23 protein-coding genes and 2 pseudogenes are annotated in these 23164 nt (G+C 67.6%); 15 read left to right on the top strand and 10 right to left on the bottom strand.

What is annotated here, in order from left to right; genetic code table 11:
* Positions 1–51: 51 nt before the first annotated feature.
* Together NI2_RS35270 and fdhD are read left to right on the top strand one after the other, a co-directional pair.
* Positions 52–186, top strand: a complete 135-nt coding sequence (locus NI2_RS35270; protein WP_255284033.1) for a DUF488 family protein — start codon at positions 52–54, stop codon at positions 184–186.
* Positions 187–312: 126 nt separating this feature from the next.
* A complete protein-coding gene (fdhD, locus tag NI2_RS23110; protein WP_067494112.1) occupies positions 313–1164 on the top strand; it encodes a formate dehydrogenase accessory sulfurtransferase FdhD in 852 nt (283 codons plus the stop codon).
* A 79-nt stretch (positions 1165–1243) separates the two neighbouring features.
* Here the strand turns inward: fdhD and NI2_RS35610 are convergent.
* The 4 genes and pseudogenes from NI2_RS35610 to NI2_RS23095 all read right to left on the bottom strand — a co-directional run.
* Positions 1244–1297, bottom strand: a pseudogene (locus NI2_RS35610) (hypothetical protein); the annotation flags it as partial.
* Positions 1294–1632 carry a DUF1345 domain-containing protein gene (locus tag NI2_RS23105; RefSeq protein ID WP_307657898.1) on the bottom strand — a complete coding sequence of 113 codons (339 nt, stop codon included), beginning with the start codon at positions 1630–1632 and terminating at the stop codon, positions 1294–1296. The pseudogene NI2_RS35610 and the gene NI2_RS23105, both read right to left, overlap by 4 nt.
* Before the next feature lie 48 nt (positions 1633–1680).
* Positions 1681–2598: a LysR family transcriptional regulator gene (locus tag NI2_RS23100; protein WP_067494106.1), complete on the bottom strand. Its 918-nt coding sequence runs from the start codon at positions 2596–2598 to the stop codon at positions 1681–1683.
* 6 nt (positions 2599–2604) lie between these two features.
* Positions 2605–3720 carry an FUSC family protein gene (locus NI2_RS23095; RefSeq protein WP_067494104.1) on the bottom strand — a complete coding sequence of 372 codons (1116 nt, stop codon included), beginning with the start codon at positions 3718–3720 and terminating at the stop codon, positions 2605–2607.
* Positions 3721–4013: 293 nt separating this feature from the next.
* Between NI2_RS23095 and NI2_RS23090 the strand changes: the two genes are divergently transcribed.
* Entirely contained in the window at positions 4014–6332 is a 2319-nt protein-coding gene (locus NI2_RS23090) for an FdhF/YdeP family oxidoreductase (RefSeq protein ID WP_067494101.1), read from the top strand.
* A 20-nt stretch (positions 6333–6352) separates the two neighbouring features.
* On the opposite strand, the gene NI2_RS23085 is transcribed toward NI2_RS23090, so the two are convergent.
* Positions 6353–7798 (bottom strand): hypothetical protein, encoded by a 1446-nt coding sequence (locus NI2_RS23085; RefSeq protein WP_067494099.1) that lies wholly within the window; start codon positions 7796–7798, stop codon positions 6353–6355.
* A gap of 97 nt (positions 7799–7895) precedes the next feature.
* On the opposite strand from NI2_RS23085, the gene NI2_RS23080 reads away from it, so the two are divergent.
* From NI2_RS23080 to NI2_RS23040, 9 genes are all read left to right on the top strand, one after another.
* On the top strand, positions 7896–8948 hold the full coding sequence (locus NI2_RS23080) for a Dyp-type peroxidase (protein WP_067494096.1): 1053 nt from the start codon (positions 7896–7898) through the stop codon (positions 8946–8948).
* Positions 8949–9746 carry a family 1 encapsulin nanocompartment shell protein gene (locus NI2_RS23075; protein WP_067494094.1) on the top strand — a complete coding sequence of 266 codons (798 nt, stop codon included), beginning with the start codon at positions 8949–8951 and terminating at the stop codon, positions 9744–9746. It begins immediately after the preceding gene.
* A gap of 114 nt (positions 9747–9860) precedes the next feature.
* Positions 9861–11357, top strand: coding sequence for a cytochrome ubiquinol oxidase subunit I (locus tag NI2_RS23070; protein WP_067494091.1), 1497 nt, complete (start codon positions 9861–9863; stop codon positions 11355–11357).
* 154 nt (positions 11358–11511) lie between these two features.
* Entirely contained in the window at positions 11512–12498 is a 987-nt protein-coding gene (locus tag NI2_RS23065) for a hypothetical protein (protein WP_167355150.1), read from the top strand.
* 115 nt (positions 12499–12613) lie between these two features.
* Entirely contained in the window at positions 12614–13975 is a 1362-nt protein-coding gene (locus NI2_RS23060) for a cytochrome P450 (protein ID WP_067494085.1), read from the top strand.
* Between the two features lie 30 nt (positions 13976–14005).
* A complete protein-coding gene (locus tag NI2_RS23055) occupies positions 14006–15025 on the top strand; it encodes a DNA topoisomerase IB (RefSeq protein WP_067494080.1) in 1020 nt (339 codons plus the stop codon).
* Positions 15026–15119: 94 nt separating this feature from the next.
* Positions 15120–15377 (top strand): hypothetical protein, encoded by a 258-nt coding sequence (locus NI2_RS23050; protein WP_067494077.1) that lies wholly within the window; start codon positions 15120–15122, stop codon positions 15375–15377.
* A gap of 34 nt (positions 15378–15411) precedes the next feature.
* The gene (locus NI2_RS23045; protein WP_067494074.1) at positions 15412–15867 is read left to right on the top strand and encodes a MarR family winged helix-turn-helix transcriptional regulator; all 456 of its coding nucleotides are present in this window, start codon (positions 15412–15414) and stop codon (positions 15865–15867) included.
* On the top strand, positions 15860–17665 hold the full coding sequence (locus tag NI2_RS23040; RefSeq protein WP_067494071.1) for an AMP-dependent synthetase/ligase: 1806 nt from the start codon (positions 15860–15862) through the stop codon (positions 17663–17665). The genes NI2_RS23045 and NI2_RS23040 overlap by 8 nt, the downstream gene beginning before the upstream one ends.
* Before the next feature lie 61 nt (positions 17666–17726).
* Here NI2_RS23040 and NI2_RS23035 read toward each other — a convergent pair whose 3' ends face one another.
* Positions 17727–18017 (bottom strand): hypothetical protein, encoded by a 291-nt coding sequence (locus tag NI2_RS23035; protein WP_067494068.1) that lies wholly within the window; start codon positions 18015–18017, stop codon positions 17727–17729.
* Between the two features lie 328 nt (positions 18018–18345).
* Between NI2_RS23035 and NI2_RS23030 the strand changes: the two genes are divergently transcribed.
* Positions 18346–19836, top strand: a complete 1491-nt coding sequence (locus tag NI2_RS23030) for an aminotransferase class V-fold PLP-dependent enzyme (RefSeq protein WP_208115412.1) — start codon at positions 18346–18348, stop codon at positions 19834–19836.
* Between the two features lie 45 nt (positions 19837–19881).
* Here the strand turns inward: NI2_RS23030 and NI2_RS23025 are convergent, their stop codons facing one another.
* Positions 19882–20430, bottom strand: coding sequence for a hypothetical protein (locus NI2_RS23025; protein ID WP_067494062.1), 549 nt, complete (start codon positions 20428–20430; stop codon positions 19882–19884).
* A 163-nt stretch (positions 20431–20593) separates the two neighbouring features.
* Here NI2_RS23025 and NI2_RS23020 point away from each other — a divergent pair, with 163 nt between their 5' ends.
* Positions 20594–20893: a DUF1905 domain-containing protein gene (locus tag NI2_RS23020; RefSeq protein ID WP_067494059.1), complete on the top strand. Its 300-nt coding sequence runs from the start codon at positions 20594–20596 to the stop codon at positions 20891–20893.
* Between the two features lie 9 nt (positions 20894–20902).
* Here the strand turns inward: NI2_RS23020 and NI2_RS23015 are convergent, their stop codons facing one another.
* On the bottom strand, positions 20903–21511 hold the full coding sequence (locus tag NI2_RS23015; protein WP_067494053.1) for a TetR/AcrR family transcriptional regulator: 609 nt from the start codon (positions 21509–21511) through the stop codon (positions 20903–20905).
* Here NI2_RS23015 and NI2_RS23010 point away from each other — a divergent pair.
* Positions 21452–22012, top strand: a pseudogene (locus NI2_RS23010) (alpha/beta fold hydrolase); the annotation flags it as partial. The gene NI2_RS23015 and the pseudogene NI2_RS23010 overlap by 60 nt on opposite strands.
* Positions 22013–22067: 55 nt before the next feature.
* Here the strand turns inward: NI2_RS23010 and NI2_RS23005 are convergent.
* Together NI2_RS23005 and NI2_RS23000 are read right to left on the bottom strand one after the other, a co-directional pair.
* A complete protein-coding gene (locus NI2_RS23005) occupies positions 22068–22313 on the bottom strand; it encodes a hypothetical protein (protein ID WP_157104677.1) in 246 nt (81 codons plus the stop codon).
* 49 nt (positions 22314–22362) lie between these two features.
* On the bottom strand, positions 22363–23058 hold the full coding sequence (locus NI2_RS23000; RefSeq protein ID WP_067494040.1) for a type 1 glutamine amidotransferase domain-containing protein: 696 nt from the start codon (positions 23056–23058) through the stop codon (positions 22363–22365).
* Positions 23059–23164: the final 106 nt, after the last annotated feature.

Genomic DNA, 23164 nt, shown 5'->3' with positions numbered 1-23164 from the left:
CTATACAGTGACCGGCAGCTTCCGCCTACATCGACCGGCGAAAGAGGGCACATGACGAAACCTCGGCACGAACTACGTGAGGTGGCGAAAAGCGGTCCGCTGACCCTGTTGACCGCGTCCCGCCTCGTCGACATGAGCGAGGCGACGGTACTCGCCGACATCCTCGACGGGAAGCAGACCCCGTAACCGGTGCCTCGGATGATAAGTCACGGTTGTCGACCGATCGGAGAGGCGACTTTGACGCGAATCACCCGGCAGCCTTGACTGTCGGTGAGCAGTGCCTGCGATCCGACCAGAGAAGCGGAGAACACAGTGGGACGAGTGACCGTGCGACGACCTGTGCTGCGCATCAGGGACGGCGTCCGCAGCGAACGTCCCGACACCCTGGTGAGCGAGGAACCCCTCGAGGTCCGGGTGGGCGGCCGCCCGTTGACCGTGACGATGCGGACGCCGGGGAACGATTTCGACCTCGCGGCAGGCTTTCTGGTGAGCGAGGGGGTTGTTCGATCGCCGGATCAGATCGCCGGAATCCGCTACTGCGCGGGCGCGACCGCCGAGGGCACCAACACCTACAACATCGTGGACGTGGTCCTGGCACCCGGTGTCGCCGCCCCTGACCCGTCGCTGGAACGCAACTTCTACACCACGTCCTCCTGCGGACTGTGCGGCAAAGCCAGCCTCGATGCGGTGCGCACCGCCACGACCTGGTCGGTGGCAGACGATCCCGTGCGCTGCCCACCAGAAGTCCTGGCCACCCTGCCGGACCGGCTTCGCAACGCCCAGAAGGTGTTCGACACCACCGGCGGCCTGCACGCGGCCGGACTGTTCACCGCCGACGGATCGATGCTGTACCTGCGTGAGGACGTCGGCAGACACAACGCAGTCGACAAGGTGATCGGCGCCGCCGTGCGAGCCGCACTGCTGCCGTTGCGCGAAACCGTTCTGATGGTGAGCGGACGGGCATCCTTCGAACTGGCACAGAAGGCACTTATGGCGGGCATTCCGGTATTGGCGGCGGTCTCCGCGCCGTCGTCGCTGGCGGTGGATCTCGCTGCCGACAACGGGTTGACCCTGGTCGGATTCCTGCGTGGCGATTCGATGAACGTCTACGCCGGTGCGCAGCGACTGGTGACGGACGATCGCCAAGGGCTGCTCGCTCGCTGACGATGCCGGCGACGAGGTTGATCGTGGTCGCAAGGATGACGGTGCCGATGGCGTAGGACAGCAGACAATGGCGGAGCACGATGGAGCGGATCCCCGCCTTCGTGAGGTTGGTGTCGGAGACCTGATAGGTCATGCCGTGGCGGCCGCGATATGGCCTTGCGCGAATCTGCCGAGCACGAGGATGAGGACGATGGCGACGAGCCCGCTGAGCGCGGCGACGACGACCGACGTCTCCTCGATCAGCGGCTGGAAGTCCTCGCGCCGGGCGTTGGATCTGGTCCGCTCGGCATCCATCGGCCAGAGTACGAACCAGCCGGCGACGACGAAAATCGTTGCGGCAGTGGCGATACCGGTCAGCACCCCGAGTGCCGGTTCGCTGCCGATACCGACGGCCGTTCCCGCCGCGGCACCGAGCACGACAGAACCGAGCAGGCGGGTGACCGCCGACAACAGCAACGGACTGCTCATGGCGGTGCAGCGCACCCCAACGGTCCTCGACGATCGCGTGATCGTCGGTCAGCCCGGTGCCGGCTCGCCGAGCACGGCGTCCAGGTCGGCGCCCCCAGCGGTCGTGATCAGCGCCTTGGCCAGTACCGAGCCGGGCTCCCCCGCCGCCGCGACCAGCACGATCTCGGCGGAGACCACCGGGTCGTCGAGAGTGAGTACCCGAACTCCGGCTGGCGTGGGCAAGGTGCGCAGCCAGGGCTGCGGCACGACACACGCCCAGCGACCGGTGCTCACATGCGCGAGCAACGCGATCACGGAATCGGTCTCGATCTGCGGCGTAGCGCGCAGTCCGCGCCCGGCGAGTGCTTCGTCGAGGAGCTGCCGTCCCCGCAATTCCCTGTGCAGCAGGCACATCGGCATTTCCAGCGCCTCGGCCCAGGTGATCGTTCCGGTGCGTCCCGCCAGGAGTTCGGTGCCTGCGAGCAGCACGTGCCGTTCGGTGTAGAGCGGGGTGCGGGTGAGCCCGCTGGTATCGACCCCTTGCGCGTAGATGATGCCCGCGTCGAGTTCGTACCGGCGGATGCGCTCGACGATGTCGAGTGAGCGCAGTTTGGTTTCCAGCCGCACCCGAACCAGCGGATGTTCGACGCAGAACGGGTCGGTGAGCAGGGCGACCGTGCTCGATGCCGCCGGAATCACGCCGATCCGCAGTTCACCGGTCAAACCGGTTTGCAGCGCGGCGACTTCGTGTTCGAGCGCGTCGCGGTCGGCCAGGATCCGCCGGGCCCACAGGACCAGCCGCTCCCCTTCCGGTGTGAGCCCCTCGAATGTATGTCCCCGCCGGACCAGCGGCACGCCGAGCTCGTGCTCGAGTTTGCGCAGCGCTTCGGACAGCGCCGGTTGGGATACGTAGCAGGATTTGGCCGCACGGGCGAAGTGACGTTCCCTGGCGAGCGCCACGAAGTACTCGAGCTGACGAAAGAGCACGTCTGCCTAGTTGCCGTCTCGGGCGGCGGCCACCGGATGGCGTGCCCGGGCGATCTCGCGCGCGTGCTCGGCGGGCGCCTTGTCCGGGTACGGTCCCATGACGACAGTATGCGGGGCCGGGTCTCGGATCAGCAATGCGACAGCTGATCCGACGGCCACGCCGATCACCGTGTCGAGCCCGCGCTCGGTGAGCATGGTGAACGGGTCGGTCGGGTCGGCGAGCTCGGTCATCGCCATGATCAGCGGCGTGAAGAAGCCGAGCGCCAGCGCGTAGTGGTGCGCCATGAACAGCTCGGTCGGATACAGCAGCGCGATGATCGCGAGCCCGAGCACCGCCGGGCTCGGTTGTCCCGGGATCAGCAACGGTGTCGCCACGAGCAGGCCGAGGAAGGTGCCGATCACCCGGTGCATCCCCCGGGTCAGCCGGTCGCGCGAGGTCGCCGCCGCCAACGGCACGGCCGCGCCGGCCATGGCCCAGTTGGCGTGCGCGACATCTAGCAGCAGACCGATGCCGCCGGACAGTGCGATCGCCAGTGCGTAGCGGCCTGCCTGGATTGTCGAGTCGATGCCCCGGCGGTGTGGTGGACATCGGCTCGGCACGTCGGTGGCCGTACCGCGCCGCACCCTGCGAGCGGATTCCAGGTATCCGACGGCGACGCACAGGATCGCGGTGCCGGCGCAGACCAACAGCGCAGCGACCGGATGACGCTGGTTGTCGGCCACCATCGCGATCGCGCCGAAAGCGAAGATCCCGAAGAACGGGCCCTCCGGCCGCAACCCGAGCCGGTCGGTGACCGGTGACGCCGCCGCGGCGAACACGGCGACGGCCGCGACCAGCACTGCGGGCGGAGCGTGCAGCCGACCGAGCAGAATGCCCGCCCCCACCGCGCCGACCAGCATCACGGCGGCCTCACACTGGTGGGCGAGTCGTTGCCTCGGTGCTTCGGCGAACCCGTACATGCCGGTGAAGGAACCGAACACCGCGTAGATGAGTAGGTCGGTGCGTCCGGCGGCGACGAGCATCAGACCGGGGATCGCCAAGCCGACGAAGACGCGGGCGGCGGGCAGATGATCGATCTCGGTGACGAATCGCCGAAATACCGGGCGCGCCTGGTTCAGCATGGTGCGCAAGATTCCTCCGAGGGTCGGTCGCGGGCATGCCCGTGGGGCCGATGAACCACGGTGCATGAATCGTTCGCGAGACGTCAACAGGCCGAAATCGGGTAGTTCGGACGAATTTGCGGCGTACGCGGCAGCGATAAGCCACACCTATCGAGCAGTCGGAAGTGGTTCTTGGCCATGGCCGCCCGCGACGGCGACGATGGTGACGGCCCGCCTACCTCGAATCGTGGCTCTCCGGGGAGAGAATTCCGGCGGACGGGAAGACCGGCTTCGAAATCGTCGAAGGGACTGTCATGACCGATGCGTTTGGAGAGTTCGACCCCGACGACGGCCCGAGCGGTGCTCGCGACCGCGCGGCGACCCCGGAATTCAAGCCGTACCATCATCCGGCCGCCGGTTGGGGCGCCGCCAAGGCGGTCACCGAATTCATGATCGGCCAGGAGAAAGAGCCGCTGCTCGGCACCCGCGCCATCATGAAGATGAATCACGAGAACGGTGGTTTCGACTGCCCGGGATGCGCGTGGCCCGATTCGATCAAGGGCATTCATCTCGACATCTGCGAGAACGGCATCAAACACGTCACGTGGGAGATGACGCACAAACGGGTGACGCGGGACTTCTTCGCCGAGCATTCGGTGGCGGAACTGTCCACCTGGAGCGACCACGACCTCGAGAATCAGGGCAGGCTCACCGAGCCGATGCGCTACGACCCGGTCACCGACCATTACGTCCCGATCAGCTGGGACGACGCGTTCGAAATGGCGGGCAAGGCCCTACGCGAACTCGACGACCCGAATCTGGCGGCCTATTACACATCGGGCCGGCTCGGCAACGAGGCGACCTTCCTCTATCAGCTGATGGCCCGGGAGCTCGGCACCAACAATCTGCCCGACTGCTCGAACATGTGCCACGAGGCGAGTGGACGAGCGCTGCAGGCCGCGCTCGGGACCGGTAAGGGCACCTGCGACCTCGAGGACTGGGAAACCACCGATGCGCTGTTCATCCTCGGCGTGAACGCCGCCTCCAACGCACCACGCATGCTGACCGCCCTCGCCGAGGCCGACCGGCGCGGCGCGCAGATCGTGCACATCAACCCGCTCGTGGAAGCCGGTGCGACCCGCACCATCATCCCGCACGAGATCCTGCGGATGGCGACGTTCCGCACGACCGATACCTCGACACTGAACCTGCAGCCGCGCATCGGCGGTGACTTCGCCCTGATGCGTGGCATCGCCAAGGCCGTGTTCGAGGAATCCGAATCCGATCCCAATGCGCTCGATCACCAGTTCATCGAGCGGCACACCCACGGCTTCGAGGAATACCGCGCCGTCGTCGAGGCCACGCCCTGGTCGACGATCGAGGAACAGTCCGGGCTCACCGAGGACGATGTCCGTAAGGCCGCGCGCGTCTACTGCGAGGCCGATCGAAGCATCATCAGCTGGTGCCTCGGGGTGACCCAGCACGAGCACGGTGTCGACACCGTTCGCGAGATCGTGAACGTGCTGCTGTTGCGCGGCAATCTGGGGCGCGAGGGTGCCGGTCCGTCACCGGTGCGCGGGCACAGCAATGTGCAGGGCAACCGCACCTGCGGCATCGCCAACAAGCCGGCGGCGCGGTTCCTCGATCGGCTCGACGAGGCCTGCGGCATCACCTCACCGCGTGCCGACGGCTACGACGTCGTCGCCACCATCGAGGCGATGCAGGCCGGAAAACTGAAGGTGTTCATGGCGATGGGCGGCAATTTCGCGCTCGCCGCACCCGACACCGCCTACACCTACCAGGCCCTGCGCAAATGCGACCTCACCATCCAGGTGAGCACCAAACTCAACCGCAGCCACCTCGTGCACGGCACCGAAGCCCTGATCCTGCCGTGCCTGGGCCGCACGGAGAAGGACATCCAGCGCGGCGGAGAACAGCAGACCTCGGTCGAGGACTCGATGGCGATGGTCCACCTGTCCAAGGGCATGAAGAAGCCGGCCTCCCGGCACCTGCTGTCGGAACCGGCCATCATCGCCGGAATCGCGAAAGCCGCACTGCCACAGAGCAAAACACCGTGGGACTACTACGTCGCCGACTACGACCGCATCCGCGACACCATGTCGCAGGTGCTCGACGGATTCGAGGATTTCAACCGGCGAGTGCGTTTGCCGCTCGGCTTCCGCATCAAGCAACCGGCCCGGGAACTGATCTTCCTCACGCCATCGGGCAAAGCCGAGTTCTCCTGCGCCGATCTGCCCGACCTCACCCAGGAACCCGGCATTCTGCGCCTGGCGACGCTGCGTTCACACGACCAGTGGAACACCACCATCTATTCCGACAACGACCGCTACCGCGGCATCAAGAATCTGCGCACCCTCGTTTTCATGAACGACGACGACATGCGCGAACGCGGCCTGTCGCAATTCGACGACGTCGATATCACCAGCATCGCCCGCGACGGCAGCACCCGGTCGGTCCACAACTACAAGGTCATCCCCTACGACATCCCCCGCGGTTGCGCAGCCGGATATATGCCCGAACTGAATGTCTTGTGCGCGATCGGCGACATCAGCACCCAGAGCGATCAGCCGATCATGAAAAACGTGAAGGTCACCATCACCCGCTCGGCCTGAATCCCCGTCATCGAGGAAATTCAGCGACCGATTCGGACGATGCCTGTGGTTACTCCCTGAAGTACCTCGCCGTTGCGCAGGATCAACGGCGAGGTTTGCAGTGGGTCGGCGAGCATGGTGGGTGGCAGTTCGTTTCGGCTCACCACTGCGCCGTCCTCGGGATCGATGACGGTGAAGGAGTAGCCGTCGATGGGTGTCGTGTTCGGTGTGCCGTCGCGGGTGATCGTGTAGACGAGCCCGTCCGCTGTCGAGATGTGCGGTACCGCGGCACTGCGCACCGTGTTCTCCCAGACTGTTCGGCAGCCGTCGCGGTCCACGTCGACGCGCGTCATGCCGCCGGCGAACGGCGCTGTTTCGGGTTGCGCCGGACCCGCACCGTCCGGCACCGCCGGGTACGGATAGCCGTAGGTGGAGGCCACGAAGACCGAGCCGCCGATGCCGATCGGCGAATTCTCGCTGCCCGCACCGCCTTCGGTGAGCACCGGCCGAGAACAGACGAGTTCGCCGCTGCCGGAACGGAATACGAGCACCTTCACCTGATCGGCGGCGTTGTCGACGACGGTGAGATAGTCGGCGCCGGTATCCGGTCCGAAGTACGTCGGCGTCGACCCGGTGCCCCACGACAGCTGCCCCGGTTTGCGGGCCGGGCCCCGGTCGTAGGCCGCGCGCCACAGCCGCACCGGCTTGCCCGAAGCATCGGTGCCGAATTCGTAGAGCGCGTGCGTGGTCGCGACCGCCACCCGGCCGCTCGGCGCGGAGGAGATGCTGTTGGCCACCTTCTCCTCGGCGGGCAGAGTCACCGTGGCGATCACACCTTCCGCGGTGACTGTCCCGACGATGCCGTTCTCCGTCGCGAACCACACCGTGCCCGACCAGTCGGGCACCAGGCCGGTGACACCGTCGTCCGCCGGAATGGCCGTGGTCAGGTCGACGGCTTCCACCACGCGCAATTCCCATCCCCTGGCGCCGCGTTCGTGGGCGATCCGCAGGAGCGCGCGATTGCCGTCGACCACGACCAGCCGGTCGGCGTGGTCGAGATAGGCGTACACCCCGCCGAGCAGGCCGCCTTTGGCCAAAGTCATCTGTGCGAGCGACCCGGACATCACCGACCCGGTACCCGGAATTCCCCCGGCGGACGGGTCGATCAAATGCAGTACCGGCGCACGATCGGCCACCGCCGTACACAGCGCCACAACGAGTCCGTCGGAGCCCTGCAGCAGGGTCGGGCAGGCCGCCCCGAGTGGGTACCCGCCGATACCTCGCGCGCCGGGCCCGGGTCCCGCGTGCGGCACCGCGTCCGACGACCCCGCGTCGCCGTGCATGGTCGCCGTACCGGTCGGCCCGAGGAACGGATTCGGCCCGGCGAGCGGCCCCCAGCCGGGACCGGCCGTGCCGGTGCCCGTGGAGAACACAGCGATCGCGCCGAGTACGAGCAGAACTGATCGGCTGGTATGACGAGCGAACATGGGGCAGATACTGCCGTATTCCGGCGAACGGGACACACTGCCTGACACGCACCGATGAAGCACATCCCCAACATCGGTGGGCCGTAGGCTGACCGCCATGGGTGAGCCGCAGCGGGTCCTCGTTCCACTCACGCAGGCAGCGATCTTTCTCGTCGCCACCATCGATGAAGGCGGTGAGGCGGCGGTCCGCGAGCTCCTGGCCGAGGTCGACGACCTACGCAAGTCGGTCGGTTTCCGCACCCCGGATCAGAACCTCAGCTGCGTCGTCGGCATCGGGCACCGCGCGTGGGGCCGGTTGTTCACCGGTCCCGAACCCGCCGAGCTGCACGAGTTCCCCGGCTATGCCGGGCCGGTGCACTCCTGCCCCGCCACCCCCGGCGACCTGCTGTTCCACATCAGGAGCGAGATGACGGGCACCTGTTACGAATTGGCGATGGCGATCGGGACCAGGCTGCGCGACGCGGCGACCGTTGTCGACGAGACATCGGGGTTCCGCTACTTCGAACAGCGCGATCTGCTCGGATTCGTCGACGGCACCGCGAATCCGGAGGGCGGCGCGGCCGAGGCGGCAGTTCTCGTCGGCGACGAGGATCCGGCGTTCGCCGGTGGCAGTTACGTGATGGTGCAGAAATACCTGCACCCACTCGACGAATGGAATGCTCTGACGATCGAGGAGCAGGAGCTCATCATCGGGCGTACCAAACTCAGCGATTACGAACTGCCCGACGACGTGAAGCCACCCAGCTCCCATGTCACCATGAACACGATCGTCGATGCCGACGGAGTGGAGCACGATATCGTGCGCGCGAATATGCCGTTCGGCACCGTCGGAGACGGCCGACTCGGCACGTATTACATCGCCTATTGCGCCACACCGTCCGTACCGGAGAAGATGCTCGAGCGCATGTTTCTCGGCACCGACGAAGCCCCCTACGACCGTATTCTCGACTTCTCGACCGCTGTCACCGGCACTCTGTTCTTCGCTCCGTCCGCCGATTTCCTCGGCGATCTACCTGATGCACCCTCATCCGTCGCCGACGAAAACGTCGATATCGATGTTCCCGAGTTCGCTCCGGTCGTTGCCGCCGAGGCAGCCCGGGCGGTCTCGGACGGTTCGCTCTCCATCGGGTCTATGAAAGGGAGTAACTGAATGAACAACCTGCATCGCGAACTTGCGCCGATCACCGACGAGGCCTGGACACAAATCGAAGAAGAAGCCACCCGCACCTTCAAGCGCAATATCGCCGGACGCCGGGTCGTCGACGTGTCCGGCCCCCGAGGTGTGGCCTATTCGGCGCTCAACCGGGGCAGGCTCACCCCGATCGACTCCCCCGACGACGGTGTACAAGCACACCAGCGCGTGGTGCAGCCGCTCGTGGAACTCCGGGTGCCCTTCACGTTGCAGCGCTCCGAACTCGACGACATCGAACGCGGCGCCCCCGATGCCGACCTCGACAACCTCAAAGACGCCGCCCAGAAGATCGCCTTCGCCGAAGACCGCGCGATCTTCGAGGGCTACGCCGCCGCCGGCATCACCGGCATCCGCGCCGCCGCCTCCAACTCCCCCGTCGCCCTGCCCGGCAATGTGGTCGACATCCCCGACGCCATTTCCCACGCCCTCACCGAGTTGCGCCTGGCCGGTGTCCAGGGACCGTATTCGGTGCTGCTCAGCGCCGACCTCTACACCAAGGTCAGCGAAACCTCCGACCACGGCCACCCGATCCGCACCCACATCGAACGCCTCATCGATAGCGAGATCATCTGGGCACCCGCCATCACCGGCGGTTTCGCCCTCACCACCCGCGGCGGCGATTTCGAACTCGCCATCGGCCAAGACCTCTCCATCGGCTACCTCAGCCACGACGCCGACACCGTCCAGCTGTACTTCCAGGAAACCTTCACCTTCCTGGTCGAAACCTCCGAAGCAGCGGTATCACTCGGGTCCTGAACCGCAACTGCCGAGAACATCACGTTCGACGCTCGTCTCGACAACGGCGCACACGCGTCTGCTTCGGCGACAGTTCATAACGGCGGCAGGAGACCGACGATGAGTACGCTGGCGATGAGCACCGTCGATATCTCGAGGTGGCAATTCGGTATCACCACGGTGTATCACTTCATCTTCGTACCGCTCACCATCGGCCTCGCTCCGATCGTCGCGGGAATGCAGACCGCGTGGGTCGTCACCGGCGACGAGAAATGGTATCGGCTCACCAAGTTCTTCGGCAGATTGTTCCTGATCAATTTCGCGATCGGCGTGGCCACCGGCATCGTGCAGGAGTTCCAGTTCGGGATGAACTGGAGCGAGTACTCCCGTTTCGTCGGCGATATCTTCGGCGCCCCTTTGGCTTTGGAAGCGTTGGTCGCCTTCTTCCTCGAATCGACCTTCATCGGACTGTGGATCTTCGGCTGGTCCCGGCTGCCCAAACTCGTTCACCTGGCCACGATCTGGTTGGTGGCCATCGGGGTGAACGCGTCGGCGTACTTCATCATCGCGGCCAACTCGTTCATGCAGCATCCGGTCGGTGCCAGGTTCAATCCCGAGACCGGCCGGGCCGAACTGGACAGCATCTGGACGTTGCTCACCAACAACACGACGCTGGCGGCGTTCCCGCACGTGGTCGCCGGCGCGCTCCTCACCGCGTCGGTGTTCGTCGCCGGTATCTGCGGATGGTTCATGGTGCGCAATGGGCGCAGCGGTGACCCGGTGAAACAGTCCGAAGCCACCACGCTCTGGCGTCCCGCCGCCCGCGGTTCGCTGTATGTGGTCGCGGCGTCGATCGTGGTGGTGGCACTCACGGGCGATATCCAGGGCAAGATCATGTTCGATCAGCAGCCGATGAAGATGGCCTCGGCGGAATCGCTGTGCCACACGGCGACCGACCCGAAGTTCTCGGTGCTCACTGTCGGCACACACAACAACTGCGACAGCGTGGAGCACCTGATCGAGGTTCCCTATGTGCTGTCTTTCCTGGCCGAGGATCAGTTCACCGGCGTGACCCTGCAGGGCGTCGAGGATCTGCAACGTTCCTATGTCGAGCAATACGGGCCGGGCAATTACCGGCCGAACCTGTTCGTCACCTACTGGTCGTTTCGCACCATGGTCGGCCTGCTCGCCGGCCCGATGGTGCTGCTGCTCGCCGGATTCTGGGTGACCCGGGGTGGTCGCGCCCCCGACCGGCGTTGGTTCGCCTGGCTGAGCCTGCTCGCCATCCCGACGCCGTTCCTGGCCAACAGCGCGGGCTGGGTGTTCACCGAGATGGGGCGCCAGCCCTGGGTGGTCGTTCCCGACCTCGCCGGCGACCTCACCATCCGCATGACCGTGGACCAGGGTGTCTCGGACCACGCACCGGGCACCGTGCTGTTCTCATTGATCGTGTTCACCCTGCTCTACGGTGTGCTCGCGGTGGTCTGGTACTACCTCATGCATCGGTACACCGTCGTGGGCCCGGCGCCGGATTCGACCACGTCGCAGCACGACGATTCGGGCCCCGACGACGGCAGTGGTGGTGGCAGACACCGCGCCGAACCCGTCGAACCGCTGTCTTTCGCCTACTAGTGCGCCGATGGTTCGACGCCGTTCGGGCGGTGTCGACGATCGCCGGCTCGGGACCGATCGACGGTCGGGGTAACGCCAGGCCCTCCGAATCCGACCGCAATGGTGTGTGGTGGGCTTTCGGCGACGGGACGGAGGGCAAGTGGCAGCCGGTCGGATGAGACGAACCGCCGTGGCAGCCGGGGCCACGGGTGTCCTCGGGCTCCTCGGCTACGGCGGGCTCGCGGCTGCCCAGCCCACTCCTGCGCCGGGCGGCCGAGTTGCCGTAGCGATGCTCGACCCTACCGCCGTGCCCGACACCTCGAGACTCCCCGACAGCGGCGCGATCCGGTTCGCCGCCGAACCGGGAGACCATGGCAACGGCGGAGGCAACGGCGGAGGCAACGGCGGAGGCAACGGGAACTCGGACCCGGGAAGCGGCAACGGCAACGAAGGCAACGGCGGCGGCAACCAGGGCAACTCGGACCCCGGCAACGGAAACGGCAACCAGGGAAACGGGGGCGGGAACCAAGGCAACAACGGCAACCCGAACCCCGGCAACGGAAACGGCAACCAGGGAAACGGGGGCGGGAACCAGGGAAATGGGGGCGGGAACCAGGGCAACAACGGCAACCCGAACCCCGGCAACGGAAACGGCAATCAAGGCAACGGCGGCGGGAACCAAGGCAACAACCCGGGGAATCCGCCGGAACCGCAAGCCCCTGCCCCGCAGTCCGCGCCTGCGGCCCCTGCCCCGGACGCTCCCGCACCCGCCCAGCCGGAGGCTCCCCAGCCGGAGGCGGGCGAATCCGGCGGCGCACCCGGTGGTGGAGCACCCGGTGGCGGCGCGCCCGGCGGTGGCGGCGCACCACCGGCCGGAGCAGGTCCCGGCGGTGACTCACCCTCCGCACCGGCCCCCGGTGGAGCGGCTGATCCGCCCGCCGCTCCCGCACCCGGCGGCGGCCCGGCGGTTCCCGCCCACGACGTCACACCGACCAGCGACACCGGCCTCCTGCCCGACCCGAACCTCCTCTCGGTCATAGGCGGCCTGCTGGCGCTCGGGCTCGCCGGCGGCGGTTCGGCCGCGGTCAGTTTCCAGGGCGCCGCCCAGGCGCAGGCACGTGTCGACGCCGCCCGAGCAGAGTTCTTCGGCGCACGGGCGTGATGCCGGTTCCCTGCGGAACCGGGCGGGTCGTTTAGATGATCCTTCGCGTGGAATGACCGCAAGTAGCTCGCGTGCCGGCACACCGACGTCGGCATTCCGCTGCTCAGGAGGTCACATGCCGGGTCATCGGTTGGGAGGTGTCCGCGCGGCGGCGACGCTGGCGGACCTGGGGTTCGCCGGATTCGCCGCAGGCGTCATCGCCCGTCGCCGCAGGATGATGGGAATACTGGAACGCACGCAGGCGGACGGTCGTGCCGTCCGGCGGATGCATGCGCTGCGCGACGAGTTCGGTTCGGGGCCGGTGGAATTGTCCCTGCCCGGCCGACGGGTGGTCGTGGTCACCGATCCCGCCGATGTGGGCAGGGTGCTGGCGCAAGCACCGTCGCCGTTCGATCCGGCCAATCGGGAGAAGCGCGCCGCATTGCGCCAATTCCAGCCGCACGGTGTCCTGATCTCGGAGGGCCCCATCCGCGAGGAGCGCCGGGCGGTGAACGAAGCCGCTCTCGAGACCGGCCGTCCGCTGCACCGGCTGGCGACCCCGTTCGCCGAGGTCATCGCCGACGAAGCGGCCCGGATGCTGGCGGCGGCCTCGTCGACCGGCACGCTGGACGCCGCACAGTTCACCACCGCCTGGTGGCGGCTGGTCCGTCGGCTGGTCCTCGGCTCCTCAGCGCGCGAGGACCACGACATCACCGATCGGCTGTGGCAGCTGCGTTCGGCCGCCAACTGGTCATTTCTCGTGCCACAACGCAGGCGCTCGGGCGAGGAGTTCTCCGAGAGCCTCTACCGCTATGCCGAATCAGCGGAGAAGGACAGCCTCCTGGGTGCGCTCACCGAGGTATCCGCGTCCGGTGCGACGGATCCCGTCGGCCAGGTGCCGCATTGGCTGTTCGCCTTCGACGCGGCGGGGATGGCACTGAGTCGCGCGGTGGCATTGCTGGCCACCCATCCCGATCAGCGCGCCGCGGCCGTCGCCGAGGCACAGCACGCCACGACTCCGGCGACGCTCCCCTACCTCCGGGCATGTGTCCTGGAATCGGTGCGGCTGTGGCCGACGACGCCGCTCATCCTGCGCGACGTCACCGAGGACACCGCCTGGCGCGACGACGAGCAGCGTTTCACCACCGAGGCCGGTGCGGCGCTGCTGATCGCCGCCGTCGCGTTCCACCGTGACCCGCGGTTACTTCCGTTCGCCGATGATTTCGTTCCCGACATCTGGTTGGACGGCCGCGCGAAGGACTACCCGCAGTTGGTGCCGTTCAGCGCCGGACCAGCCGCCTGCCCCGGGCAGGACCTGGTGCTGTTCGTCACCAGTACCCTGCTCGGGGAAATGCTGCGCGGGGCGCGGTTCGAGCTGACCTCGACCTTACGTCTCGATCCGTCGACCCCCTTGCCGGTCACCCTGAACAACTTCGGCCTCGAATTCCGCGTGGAATCCCGGCACGACGCGCCGATCCTGAACAAATCCATGTCCTGACCCGATCGGCGGCAGCGAAAAGGAGGTTTCGTGCGCTTACGGCGAAGCACTCCCTACGGCCCGGGGATCCGGCGAGTCACCCGGGGTCGTGGTTTCTCCTACCTGAGCACTGACGGCGAACGCGTCTCGGACGAAGAACTCCTCGAGCGGATCAACGGCCTGGTGATTCCGCCCGCATGGCGCAAGGTGTGGATCTGCCCGCACGCCAACGGTCATATCCAGGCGATCGGTGTCGATGCCGCCGGCCGCCGCCAATACCTGTATCACGAGCAGTGGCGCCGGGAGCGCGACGAGGAGAAGTTCGATCGCGTCCTCGATCTGGCCGCTCGCCTGCCCCCGCTGCGCGACCGGTTGACCGCCGATGTGCGCCGCTCCGGCCTGCACCGGCACCGGGTGGAGGCCGTGGCGATCGGGCTGATCGACCTCGGAGTGTTCCGGGTCGGCGGTGAGGAGTACGCCGAGGAGAACGGCACCCGCGGCGTCGCCACGCTGCTGCGCGAACAGGTGCGCGTCGAGGGCGAGCAGATGCTGTTCGACTATGTCGCCAAGGGCGGTCTGCGGCGTCGCGTCCGGATACACGACGCCGATCTGGCCCGCGCTGTCACTTCCCTGCGGCGCAGCCGCGCGGATTCGCCCCGGCTACTGGTCTACCGCGACAAGAACGGCTACCGGGAACTGCATGCCGACGACATCAACGCCCGCTTCAAAGCACTCACCGAAACGGACTGCACCGTCAAGGACCTCCGGACCTGGCAGGCCACCGTGCTGGCCGCCGAGGGATTCGCGCAGGCCGAACCCCCGACCTCCGAGCGTGCGCGCAAGCGGGCCGAACGCGCCGTGATCACCGAAGTCGCTGCCGCGCTGGGCAATACCCCCGCCGTCGCCCGCGCCTCCTATGTCGACCCGAGGGTCGCCGAATCGTACGCCGAGGGCGTCACGATTTCCCGAGCGCTGGACAGAGCCGCCCGCGCCGCCGAGAGCGAGCGCCGAGCAGTCATCGAACGTGCAGTACTCCGACTGCTCCGGCGCGCCACCCACCGCGGGCATTGATCCCCGGCTCCGTCGGCCGGCGTTCCCGCGATTCGTCACGAGGCAGCCGGGTATTGCGCCCTGGGGGATACGACGACGAGCGGAAAGGAACATCATGAGCACCACCGAAACCGGTCGCTACACCGGAACCAAAGACAAAGACTACGACCTCATCTGGTTCGTCGAGGCCTGCCTGAGCAACGCACTGCGGATGGAGCAGTACAGCGCCGACGCCGAAAGCTCCGGCGACAGCGAACTCGCGGAATTCTTCCGGCGCGCCCAGCACGAGAGCCGCAAGGGCGCCGAAGAGGGCAAGGAGCTGCTCACCCGCCGCCTGGTCGGCGAACGAGGCAACACCACACCGGGGCAGTGAACAGCTAGGCCCCGGCCGGGGATATAGTTGCGTCATGCAACACCAGTCGGGTGGATGGTCGCCCGAGCTCGTCGCGGTGCACGACGCGCTCACGCAGATCGTCCGCGAAGCCATCGCGGCGCGGCCCGCGTCGGAGGGGATACCGTCGTTCGCGCAGCGATCGGCGCTGTCCTACATCGAACGGAATCCGGGCTGTCGTGCCACCGAGCTGGCCGAAGCGTTCGGCGTGCACCGCTCGACGGTGTCACGACAGCTGCGGACCTGCGTCGACGCGGGCTGGGTGGCGGCGGGCGAGGGAAATTCCCGTGCGGGCTACCCGCTCACGCTCACCGCGTCGGGCCGCCGCGCGCATCGAGCGGCGATCGAACACGACCTCATGCTGCTCGAGGAGCGGATGAGCGACTGGACTGCCGACGACATCACCGACTTCGCGCACGCCTTGCGGCGATTCCAGCGACCCGACCAGCCCCTTGGAGGCGAGCATGCGTGAGTTCACCACGCCGGCCACGTTCACCATCGCCGAGGACGAGACCATCGTCGGCTCGGTCTACACCCAGGCCGAACAGTTCCCGCGGCGGGTGCTGTTCTCCCGTCCCGTCGGGGACCGCTGGGTCGACGTCACCGCGGCCGAGTTCGCGCGGCTGGTGTCCACGGTGGCGAAAGGCTTGATCGCCAACGGCATTCAGGCGGGCGATCGGGTGGTACTCGCGTCGGCGACACGCTTCGAGTGGACGCTGTTCGATTTCGCGATCTGGGCCGCCGGCGCGGTAACCGTTCCCGTCTACGACTCGTCCTCCGCCGAACAGGTGCGGTGGATCCTCGAGGATTCCGGTGCGGCGCTCGCCATCGTGGAGACCGCCCGGCACAAGGATCTGCTCGCGAACGCACCGGCAACGCTGCGCCGGTCCCTGGTCATCGACGACGGCGCCGAGGCGCTGCTGATCGCCGAGGGCACCGACCGCTCCGACGACTGCCTGCGGGAACGGCTCGAGGGCCTGCGCGCCGACGGCCTCGCCTCGCTGGTGTACACCTCCGGCACCACCGGTCGTCCCAAAGGCTGCATGCTCACCCATCGCAACTTCCTGTCGGAGGTGCGCGGCATCCTGACCGCGAGTATCGGTGAGGTCGCCCGCCCGGGACAGCGGATGCTCACTTTCCTGCCGCTCGCGCATGTGCTGGCCAGGGCGGTGTCGCTGGCCGCGTTCGAGGCCGGGATGACGCAGGCGCACTGGGCGGATTTCAAGACCATCACCGGTCAGTTCACCCGCTTCCGCCCGCACACGATCCTCGGCGTGCCACGAGTGTTCGAGAAGGTGCGCGACGGCGCCGAGAAGAAGGCACGCGACGGCGGCAGGATCAAGGCGGCCGTCTTCCGGTTCGCCGAACAGACCGCGGTCCGGTGGAGTGAAAACCTCGACCACACCGGCGGATTCGCGCGCACGCCCTCGCTGCTGCTGCGTGCCGAGTACGCCCTGTGCGACCGGCTGGTGTACACCCCGCTGCGGGCCGCGCTGGGTGGTGATTGCGAGTTCGTCATTTCCGGCGGCGGCGCGTTGACGCCTCGGCTCGGGCATTTCTTCCGAGGTGTCGGTGTTCCGGTGTACGAGGGCTACGGCCTGACCGAATCCACCGCCGCGCACTGTGTGAACGTGCCGGGTGCGGTGAAGATCGGCACAGTGGGACAACCGTTGGGCGGCAACGCTGTTCGCATCGCCGAGGACGGCGAGATCGAGGTGTTCGGTGGCGTCGTGTTCGCCGGGTACTGGCGCAGCGAGGAAGCTACCGCCGCCGCGCTGTCCGACGGGTGGTTGCGCACCGGCGACCTCGGCGCCATCGACGACGACGGGTTCCTGTCGATCACCGGACGTAAGAAGGACCTCCTCGTCACGGCGGGCGGCAAGAACGTCTCCCCCGGCCCGATGGAGGATCGCATCCGTTCGCACGCGCTGATCTCGCAGGCAGTGGTGGTCGGCGACGGCCGCTCGTTCATCACCGCGCTCATCACCATCGACCCGGAGACGTTCACCGCATGGAAGGAAGCGGCCGATCGACCGGCCGAGGCGACCGTCGCCGATCTCCGTACCGATTCGGCGCTGCTCGCCGAGGTGCAGCAGGCGATCGACGATACCAACAGCACCGTCTCCCATGCCGAATCCATCAAGAAGTTCGTCGTCCTCGACCGCGACCTGACCGAGGAGTCGGGCGAACTCACCGCCACGCTCAAGGTGAAGCGGCACGTGGTCGCCGAGCGATTCGCCGATGAGATCGACGGCATGTACCGGGCCTGAGAGCCGATCCGCAGGGCGCCGGCGTGGGCGACGACGAGATCCCCGACGTCGCCGACAGCGATCAGGCGCCCAGCAAGCGGACTTCGCTGTCCAGCAGGGCCGCCTGTTCGGTCAGTGCGGTCGGGTCCGGGTTCGCGCCGAGCCGCCGCTCAACCTCCGCCCGGCTGACGACGACCATCCCGCTCTGCTGGTCTTCTGATCCCGGAGCGACCCGCACCCGTCCACCTTCGAGAACCAGGCAGGCTTGCGCATCGTCGGCGCCGAGCAGCTCGCGCAACATGTCGACGGTGACCAAGTCCTCGGCCGCGCTCGCAGGTGGCGGTGTGGTGCCGTTTTGCTCGTCAGTTGCCATGGTGTGCGCTTGCCCAGACGGCAACCACCGAAACACCGGCGTTCCATCGACCCGTGCACGGGGCGGGAGCGACTCGAAAAGGTCCTGACCGAGGAGCACAATCGGAGGTGGAGAGAGCGTCGAGGTCTGCGGTCCCCGCCGCTCGCTCCACCAGGCAGGAGTGTAGCAATCCCGTTGCCCGACAACCACTTTCGTGTCTCAACTCACCCGCTCAACGGGACCGGATCCCTGCGTTTCCGGACGAGAACCCGTTTCAGCGCCGCGTCGGCCGCGCCGACACGCCTCGCAGCGCGGTGGATCGGCGCGGCGGACCTCTACCCTCTGATCGGTGGCGACCACCCCGCGCGTTGCTCCAGCACATCAGCATGTCCTCGCACCCGCTCCCCCGCATATGACGGCTGCCCAATTCCGGGCGCACGGCCGGGCCGTGGTGGACTGGGTGGCCGACTACTGGGAACGGGTGGAGTCGCTGCCGGTGCGGTCGAGCGTCGGTCCCGGTGAGGTCCGCGCACAACTGCCTGCCGAGCCGCCCGAGACCGGCGAACCGTTCGAGGCACTGCTCGCCGATATGGATCGGATCGTCGTGCCCGGCTCGACACACTGGCAGCACCCCGGCTTCCTCGCCTACTACCCGAGCGGGGCGTCGGGCCCCTCGGCGCTGGCCGAACTGCTGATCTCCGGTCTGGGCGTGCAGGGCATGCTCTGGCAGACCGCACCGGCGTGCACCGAGCTGGAGCAGCTCGTTCTCGACTGGCTGGCCGGTTTGATCGGGCTACCCGAGCGTTTCACCTTCGCGGGCGGCGGTGGCGGTGTGGTGCAGGACGGCGCGAGCACCGCGATGCTGATCGCCCTGCTGGCCGCCCTGCAGCGGGCGTCGCGCGGACAGGTCGCCCGCGCGGGCGTCGAGCGTGGCCGCTACGTCGTCTACACCTCGGCCGAAGCGAACTGCGGCTTCGAAAAGGCCACGCGAATAACGGGTCTCGGTTCCAGCGCCATCCGCTTCGTCGACACCCGCGCGGACCTGTCGATGGACCCGACGGCGCTGCGTACGGCGATGGCACACGACGCCGCGGCCGGCCGGACACCCGCCCTGGTGATGGCGACGATCGGCACCACATCCACGGGCGCCATCGATCCGGTCGCCCTCATCGGCCCGGTCTGTCGCGAATTCGACGCCTGGTTGCACGTGGACGCGGCGTACGCGGGCGTGGCCGCGATGTGCCCGGAGCTGCGCTGGGTCAACGACGGCGTGGCGGACTTCGCCGATTCCTACGCGACCAATCCGCACAAATGGTTGCTCACCGCCCTGGAATTCGACGCCTGCTACCTCGCCGACCGCTCGGCGCTGACGGACGTGCTGTCGGTACTGCCGGAATACCTGCGCAACAGCGCGACGGAGTCCGGTGCGGTGGTGGACTACCGGGATTGGCAACTGCCGGTGGGCCGCCGGTTCCGGGCACTGAAGTTGTGGGCGGTGATCCGCTGGTACGGAGCGTCCGGTTTGCGCGAGCACATTCGCTACAGCGTGTCGGCGGCGCAGCAGTTCGCGGCATGGGTCGAGGCCGACGACCGGTTCGACGTGCTCGCGCCGCATCCGCTGTCGGTGATCTGTTTCCGCCTGCGCGCCGCCGACGACGTCAACCGGGCCCTGTTGGACGCTGTCAACGCGACGGGCCGGGTCCTGTTGTCGCACACCATGGTTCGCGGGCAGTTCGCTCTTCGCGTGGCGATCGGCGGCTGCGCGACCCGCCTCGAACACGTGGCGACAGCATGGCAGCTGTTGAGCGAGTGGGCCGATATCGTCGCCGGGCCGAACTGATGCCGGACGAGCGTCGCCGGAGGGATTCCGGCGACGCTCGCGGTGTCAGTGCACGCTGAACGTGCCGGTCAGAGCCGCTTCGGTGACCCCGGGACAGGTTTGTTCGGTGGTCACGGTGTTGTCGTCGGTAGCGGAGTGCCCGGCGAGCGTGCCGGAGTCGATGGTGATCGGGAAGGTAGCCGGGCCACCACCTTTGGACTTGGCCTGGTTGCCCGCGGCTTTGCTGCTGGTGGTGCTCGTGCTGCCGTCGGACCAGGTGATGGTGCCCGTGCCCTCGTGGACGGTCACCTTCCCCTCGCAGGAGGCCACCTCGGTGCCCTGCTCCGCCATGCTCACCGGGTACGGCCCACCCTCGTCGACGGCGGACCCCGCGCAGTCGGCGAACTCGGTGGTGGCCGACCATTCGACGCGGGTCGGCTTCTCCCCCAGCCCGTCGCCCGCCCACGTGACGGTGCCGCTCTGGGTGCAGGTGATGATCGGCTCCGCCTGGTTCGCACCGGGTGGCGCGGCTATGCCCGGTGCGGCGAACGGGACGAGCCCGATCGACGCGGTGGCGAGAACAACGGCTCCGGTCAGACGATATCGGGTGAACATTCGTCTCCTCTGTCGTTCCTGCTGGGCTGATGAACGCCCGAGACAGTACTTCGCCGCCGCTCGGCTCCCACCTCACCACCCTCCCCGGGTCCACACCGAGTCGAACCCGCAACAACACCGTTGCCGACCGGAATCTGTCGGTGCCCGGCGCTATCATGCGCGCATGAAGCCGTGGGACTACGAATTCGCCGCCGAGGTCTGGCAGGCACCAGGCGCAACCTGGCATTTCGTCGCGGTTCCAGAGCCGGTCGCCGACGATATCGCCGACCGGCATCCCCGCACCGGACCCGGTTTCGGCGCCGTCCCGGTCACGGTCTCTGTCGGCGCGACCACCTGGTCGACATCGGTGTTCCCGGACAAGAAGCGCGGCACGTACATCCTGCCCATGAAGAAGCCGGTCCTGCAGACCGAAGAGCTGGCCGAGGGCGATACCGCACACGTGCGGCTGCGCACCGGCCGATGAGCGAGCGCATCACGCCGGACGCGCGCTCGTCCCGCGCACGATGACACCAACCACCGTGCGCACATACGACTCGCTGAACCCGTCACCGCGCAGCACGAGATGCGTCCACAACGAACCTGCGAGCAGGTCGACGACGACCGCCGGATCTAGTCCGGCCGGGATCTCACCCCGTGCGGCGGCGCGGTCGAAGATCACCTGCTCGCGTTCGAGCCGATCGCTGAAGAAGCGATGCCCCACCGAGGCGAGCTCGGGGCGTGAAGCCGACGCGGACAGGACCGCTGTGACGATGGGCGAGGTGTCCTCGGCGGTCAGCAGACGGCCGATCTCGAGCCCGAGCGCGGTGAGGTCGCCTTCGAAGGTGCCGGTGTCGGGAATCGAAATGCGCAGGGGCGCGGCAACAGTCAGCGCCGCGGCGAGCAGCGCGTCTTTCGACGGCCACCAGCGGTAGAGCGTCGTCTTGTTGACACCGGACCGCCGGGCGACCGCCTCCATCGTCAGGTCGTCGTAGCCGTCCCGGGCCAGCAACTCCAGAGCACAGAGGTAGATGGTTTCGGCTTTTCGCGGGCCCGGGGCGGGGCAATAGATTCCCTCGGCGGCCGCGCCCTGGTCGTAGGACATTCGCTGGGCGGGTACGTCGGTATCGCCACTGCGGAAATGGCTCCGGCGAAGGTGGCGGGGCTCGTGGTCGCGGGTTCGACGTGCGTGCCCACGCGAACTCTGATGACACCGTTCGCTGTGATGCATCGAGTGCTTTCGCGACAGCCCGACGGTGGCCAGCGGGCGAGTTCACGCGTGTTCGACCGGGTCCTTCCACCGGCCGTCGCCCGCGCCGTCGAGACCGCGGGTATCGCGACCGAGGTCATCCCCGATGTCGTCGAGGAACTGAGCGGCTTCGACGTGCTCGCCGCCCTCGGCTCCTATGCGGGGCCGATATCCCTGGTCAACGGCCGCCACGATCACTTCCGCGTGCAGGAGCGCCGATTCCTGCGGCAGTGCCGCGACGGCCGCCTGATCGTCGTCGCCGGAGCCGGACACTATCTGCCTCTGATCCATCCGGAACGGTTCGCCGAACTCGTACTCGAGGCCGCGACAGCGGCCGAGGCAGCCTCCTATCGGTAAGCCCGGCTTACCGCTGCGGCGAGAAGATCGTCGTTGTTCCGGGCTGTTCGCGGCGTCAAGCTGGTGCGATATAGCCCGAGGTCAGGAAAATCGCATGCTTCGACACGACGAATTCGATCGGACCGGCGGTGGCACGATGCTGGTCGCCGACCGGTGTGCACCGGATCTGCGCCACGCGGCGTGCGAGGTGCGCGACGTGCTGAACCGGATCGGCGACAAGTGGTCGGTACCGGTAGTCACCGAGCTGATCGGCGGGGCACGGCGCCGAGGTGATGTCGGCGCGGGCCCGCTGGGACATCACCGCCGGCGCCTGAACGGCCGTGGACGAATAATCCACGGCCGCAACGGCTTCAGGCGAGAGCTTTGAGAACCGCGGCGGCCAGCGGGGCCGACGATGCGGGGTTTTGACCGGTGAACAGGTTGCGGTCGGTGACAACGTGCGGCGCCCACGGTTCGCCCGAGGTGTAGTCGGCACCGAGCGCGACGAGGCGGTCCTCGAGCAACCATTTCGCCTTGTCAGCGAGGCCGGCCTGGGATTCTTCGGCGTTGCTGAAGCCGGTGAGGCGGTACCCGGCGAACGGCGAGACGCCCGCGTCGCCGGTGGTGGCCAGCAGCGCGGCGGGTGCGTGGCAGACGACCGCCAGGGGCTTGCCAGAGGAGAGGGCGGCGTTGAGGAGTGCGCCCGAATCCTTGTTCACCGCAAGGTCTTCCATCGGGCCGTGGCCGCCCGGATAATAGACGGCATCGAATTCGGCCAGGTCGACATCTTCCAGCCGCACCGGATCGTGCAGCTCCTTCGCGCCCTCGATCACCTCCCTGACGCGCTGTGCACCGGCGGCGCCGCCGTTGACCTCCGCCTCGAGGCTGCCCGTGTCGACGGGTGGTACGACACCACCCGGGGTGGCGACCACGATCTGGTGGCCCGCCCCCGTGAAGGCCTCGTAGGGTGCCACGAATTCCTCGGCCCAGTAGCCGGTGGGGTGCTCGGTGCCGTCGGCCAGGGTCCAGTGATCCGCGCCGGTCATCACGAACAGAAATTTAGCCATCGAAGCTCCTTCGGGCTCAGTGGGGAGACCGCCTGTCGAACGGTTCCGCCACCCGAAGGTAGGCCGGGCCGCATCCGATGACCAATAGGCTTGCCGATATCGGACA

The organism is Nocardia ignorata NBRC 108230, assembly GCF_001612905.1.
In the GTDB taxonomy this organism is placed as follows: domain Bacteria; phylum Actinomycetota; class Actinomycetes; order Mycobacteriales; family Mycobacteriaceae; genus Nocardia; species Nocardia ignorata.
This window is presented reverse-complemented; position numbering and strand designations above follow the sequence as displayed.

Coding starts and splice junctions, on each gene's coding strand:
- NI2_RS23085 (WP_067494099.1), bottom strand. CDS start 7,798: ATGTTCGCTCGTCATACCAGCCGATCAGTTCTGCTCGTACTCGGCGCG.
- NI2_RS23045 (WP_067494074.1), top strand. CDS start 15,412: ATGCAACACCAGTCGGGTGGATGGTCGCCCGAGCTCGTCGCGGTGCAC.
- NI2_RS23025 (WP_067494062.1), bottom strand. CDS start 20,430: ATGTTCACCCGATATCGTCTGACCGGAGCCGTTGTTCTCGCCACCGCG.
- NI2_RS23105 (WP_307657898.1), bottom strand. CDS start 1,632: ATGAGCAGTCCGTTGCTGTTGTCGGCGGTCACCCGCCTGCTCGGTTCT.
- NI2_RS23095 (WP_067494104.1), bottom strand. CDS start 3,720: ATGCTGAACCAGGCGCGCCCGGTATTTCGGCGATTCGTCACCGAGATC.
- NI2_RS23075 (WP_067494094.1), top strand. CDS start 8,949: ATGAACAACCTGCATCGCGAACTTGCGCCGATCACCGACGAGGCCTGG.
- NI2_RS23080 (WP_067494096.1), top strand. CDS start 7,896: ATGGGTGAGCCGCAGCGGGTCCTCGTTCCACTCACGCAGGCAGCGATC.
- NI2_RS35270 (WP_255284033.1), top strand. CDS start 52: ATGACGAAACCTCGGCACGAACTACGTGAGGTGGCGAAAAGCGGTCCG.
- NI2_RS23040 (WP_067494071.1), top strand. CDS start 15,860: ATGCGTGAGTTCACCACGCCGGCCACGTTCACCATCGCCGAGGACGAG.
- NI2_RS23060 (WP_067494085.1), top strand. CDS start 12,614: ATGCCGGGTCATCGGTTGGGAGGTGTCCGCGCGGCGGCGACGCTGGCG.
- NI2_RS23020 (WP_067494059.1), top strand. CDS start 20,594: ATGAAGCCGTGGGACTACGAATTCGCCGCCGAGGTCTGGCAGGCACCA.
- NI2_RS23050 (WP_067494077.1), top strand. CDS start 15,120: ATGAGCACCACCGAAACCGGTCGCTACACCGGAACCAAAGACAAAGAC.
- NI2_RS23090 (WP_067494101.1), top strand. CDS start 4,014: ATGACCGATGCGTTTGGAGAGTTCGACCCCGACGACGGCCCGAGCGGT.
- NI2_RS23035 (WP_067494068.1), bottom strand. CDS start 18,017: ATGGCAACTGACGAGCAAAACGGCACCACACCGCCACCTGCGAGCGCG.
- NI2_RS23065 (WP_167355150.1), top strand. CDS start 11,512: ATGAGACGAACCGCCGTGGCAGCCGGGGCCACGGGTGTCCTCGGGCTC.
- NI2_RS23000 (WP_067494040.1), bottom strand. CDS start 23,058: ATGGCTAAATTTCTGTTCGTGATGACCGGCGCGGATCACTGGACCCTG.
- NI2_RS23015 (WP_067494053.1), bottom strand. CDS start 21,511: ATGTCCTACGACCAGGGCGCGGCCGCCGAGGGAATCTATTGCCCCGCC.
- NI2_RS23070 (WP_067494091.1), top strand. CDS start 9,861: ATGAGCACCGTCGATATCTCGAGGTGGCAATTCGGTATCACCACGGTG.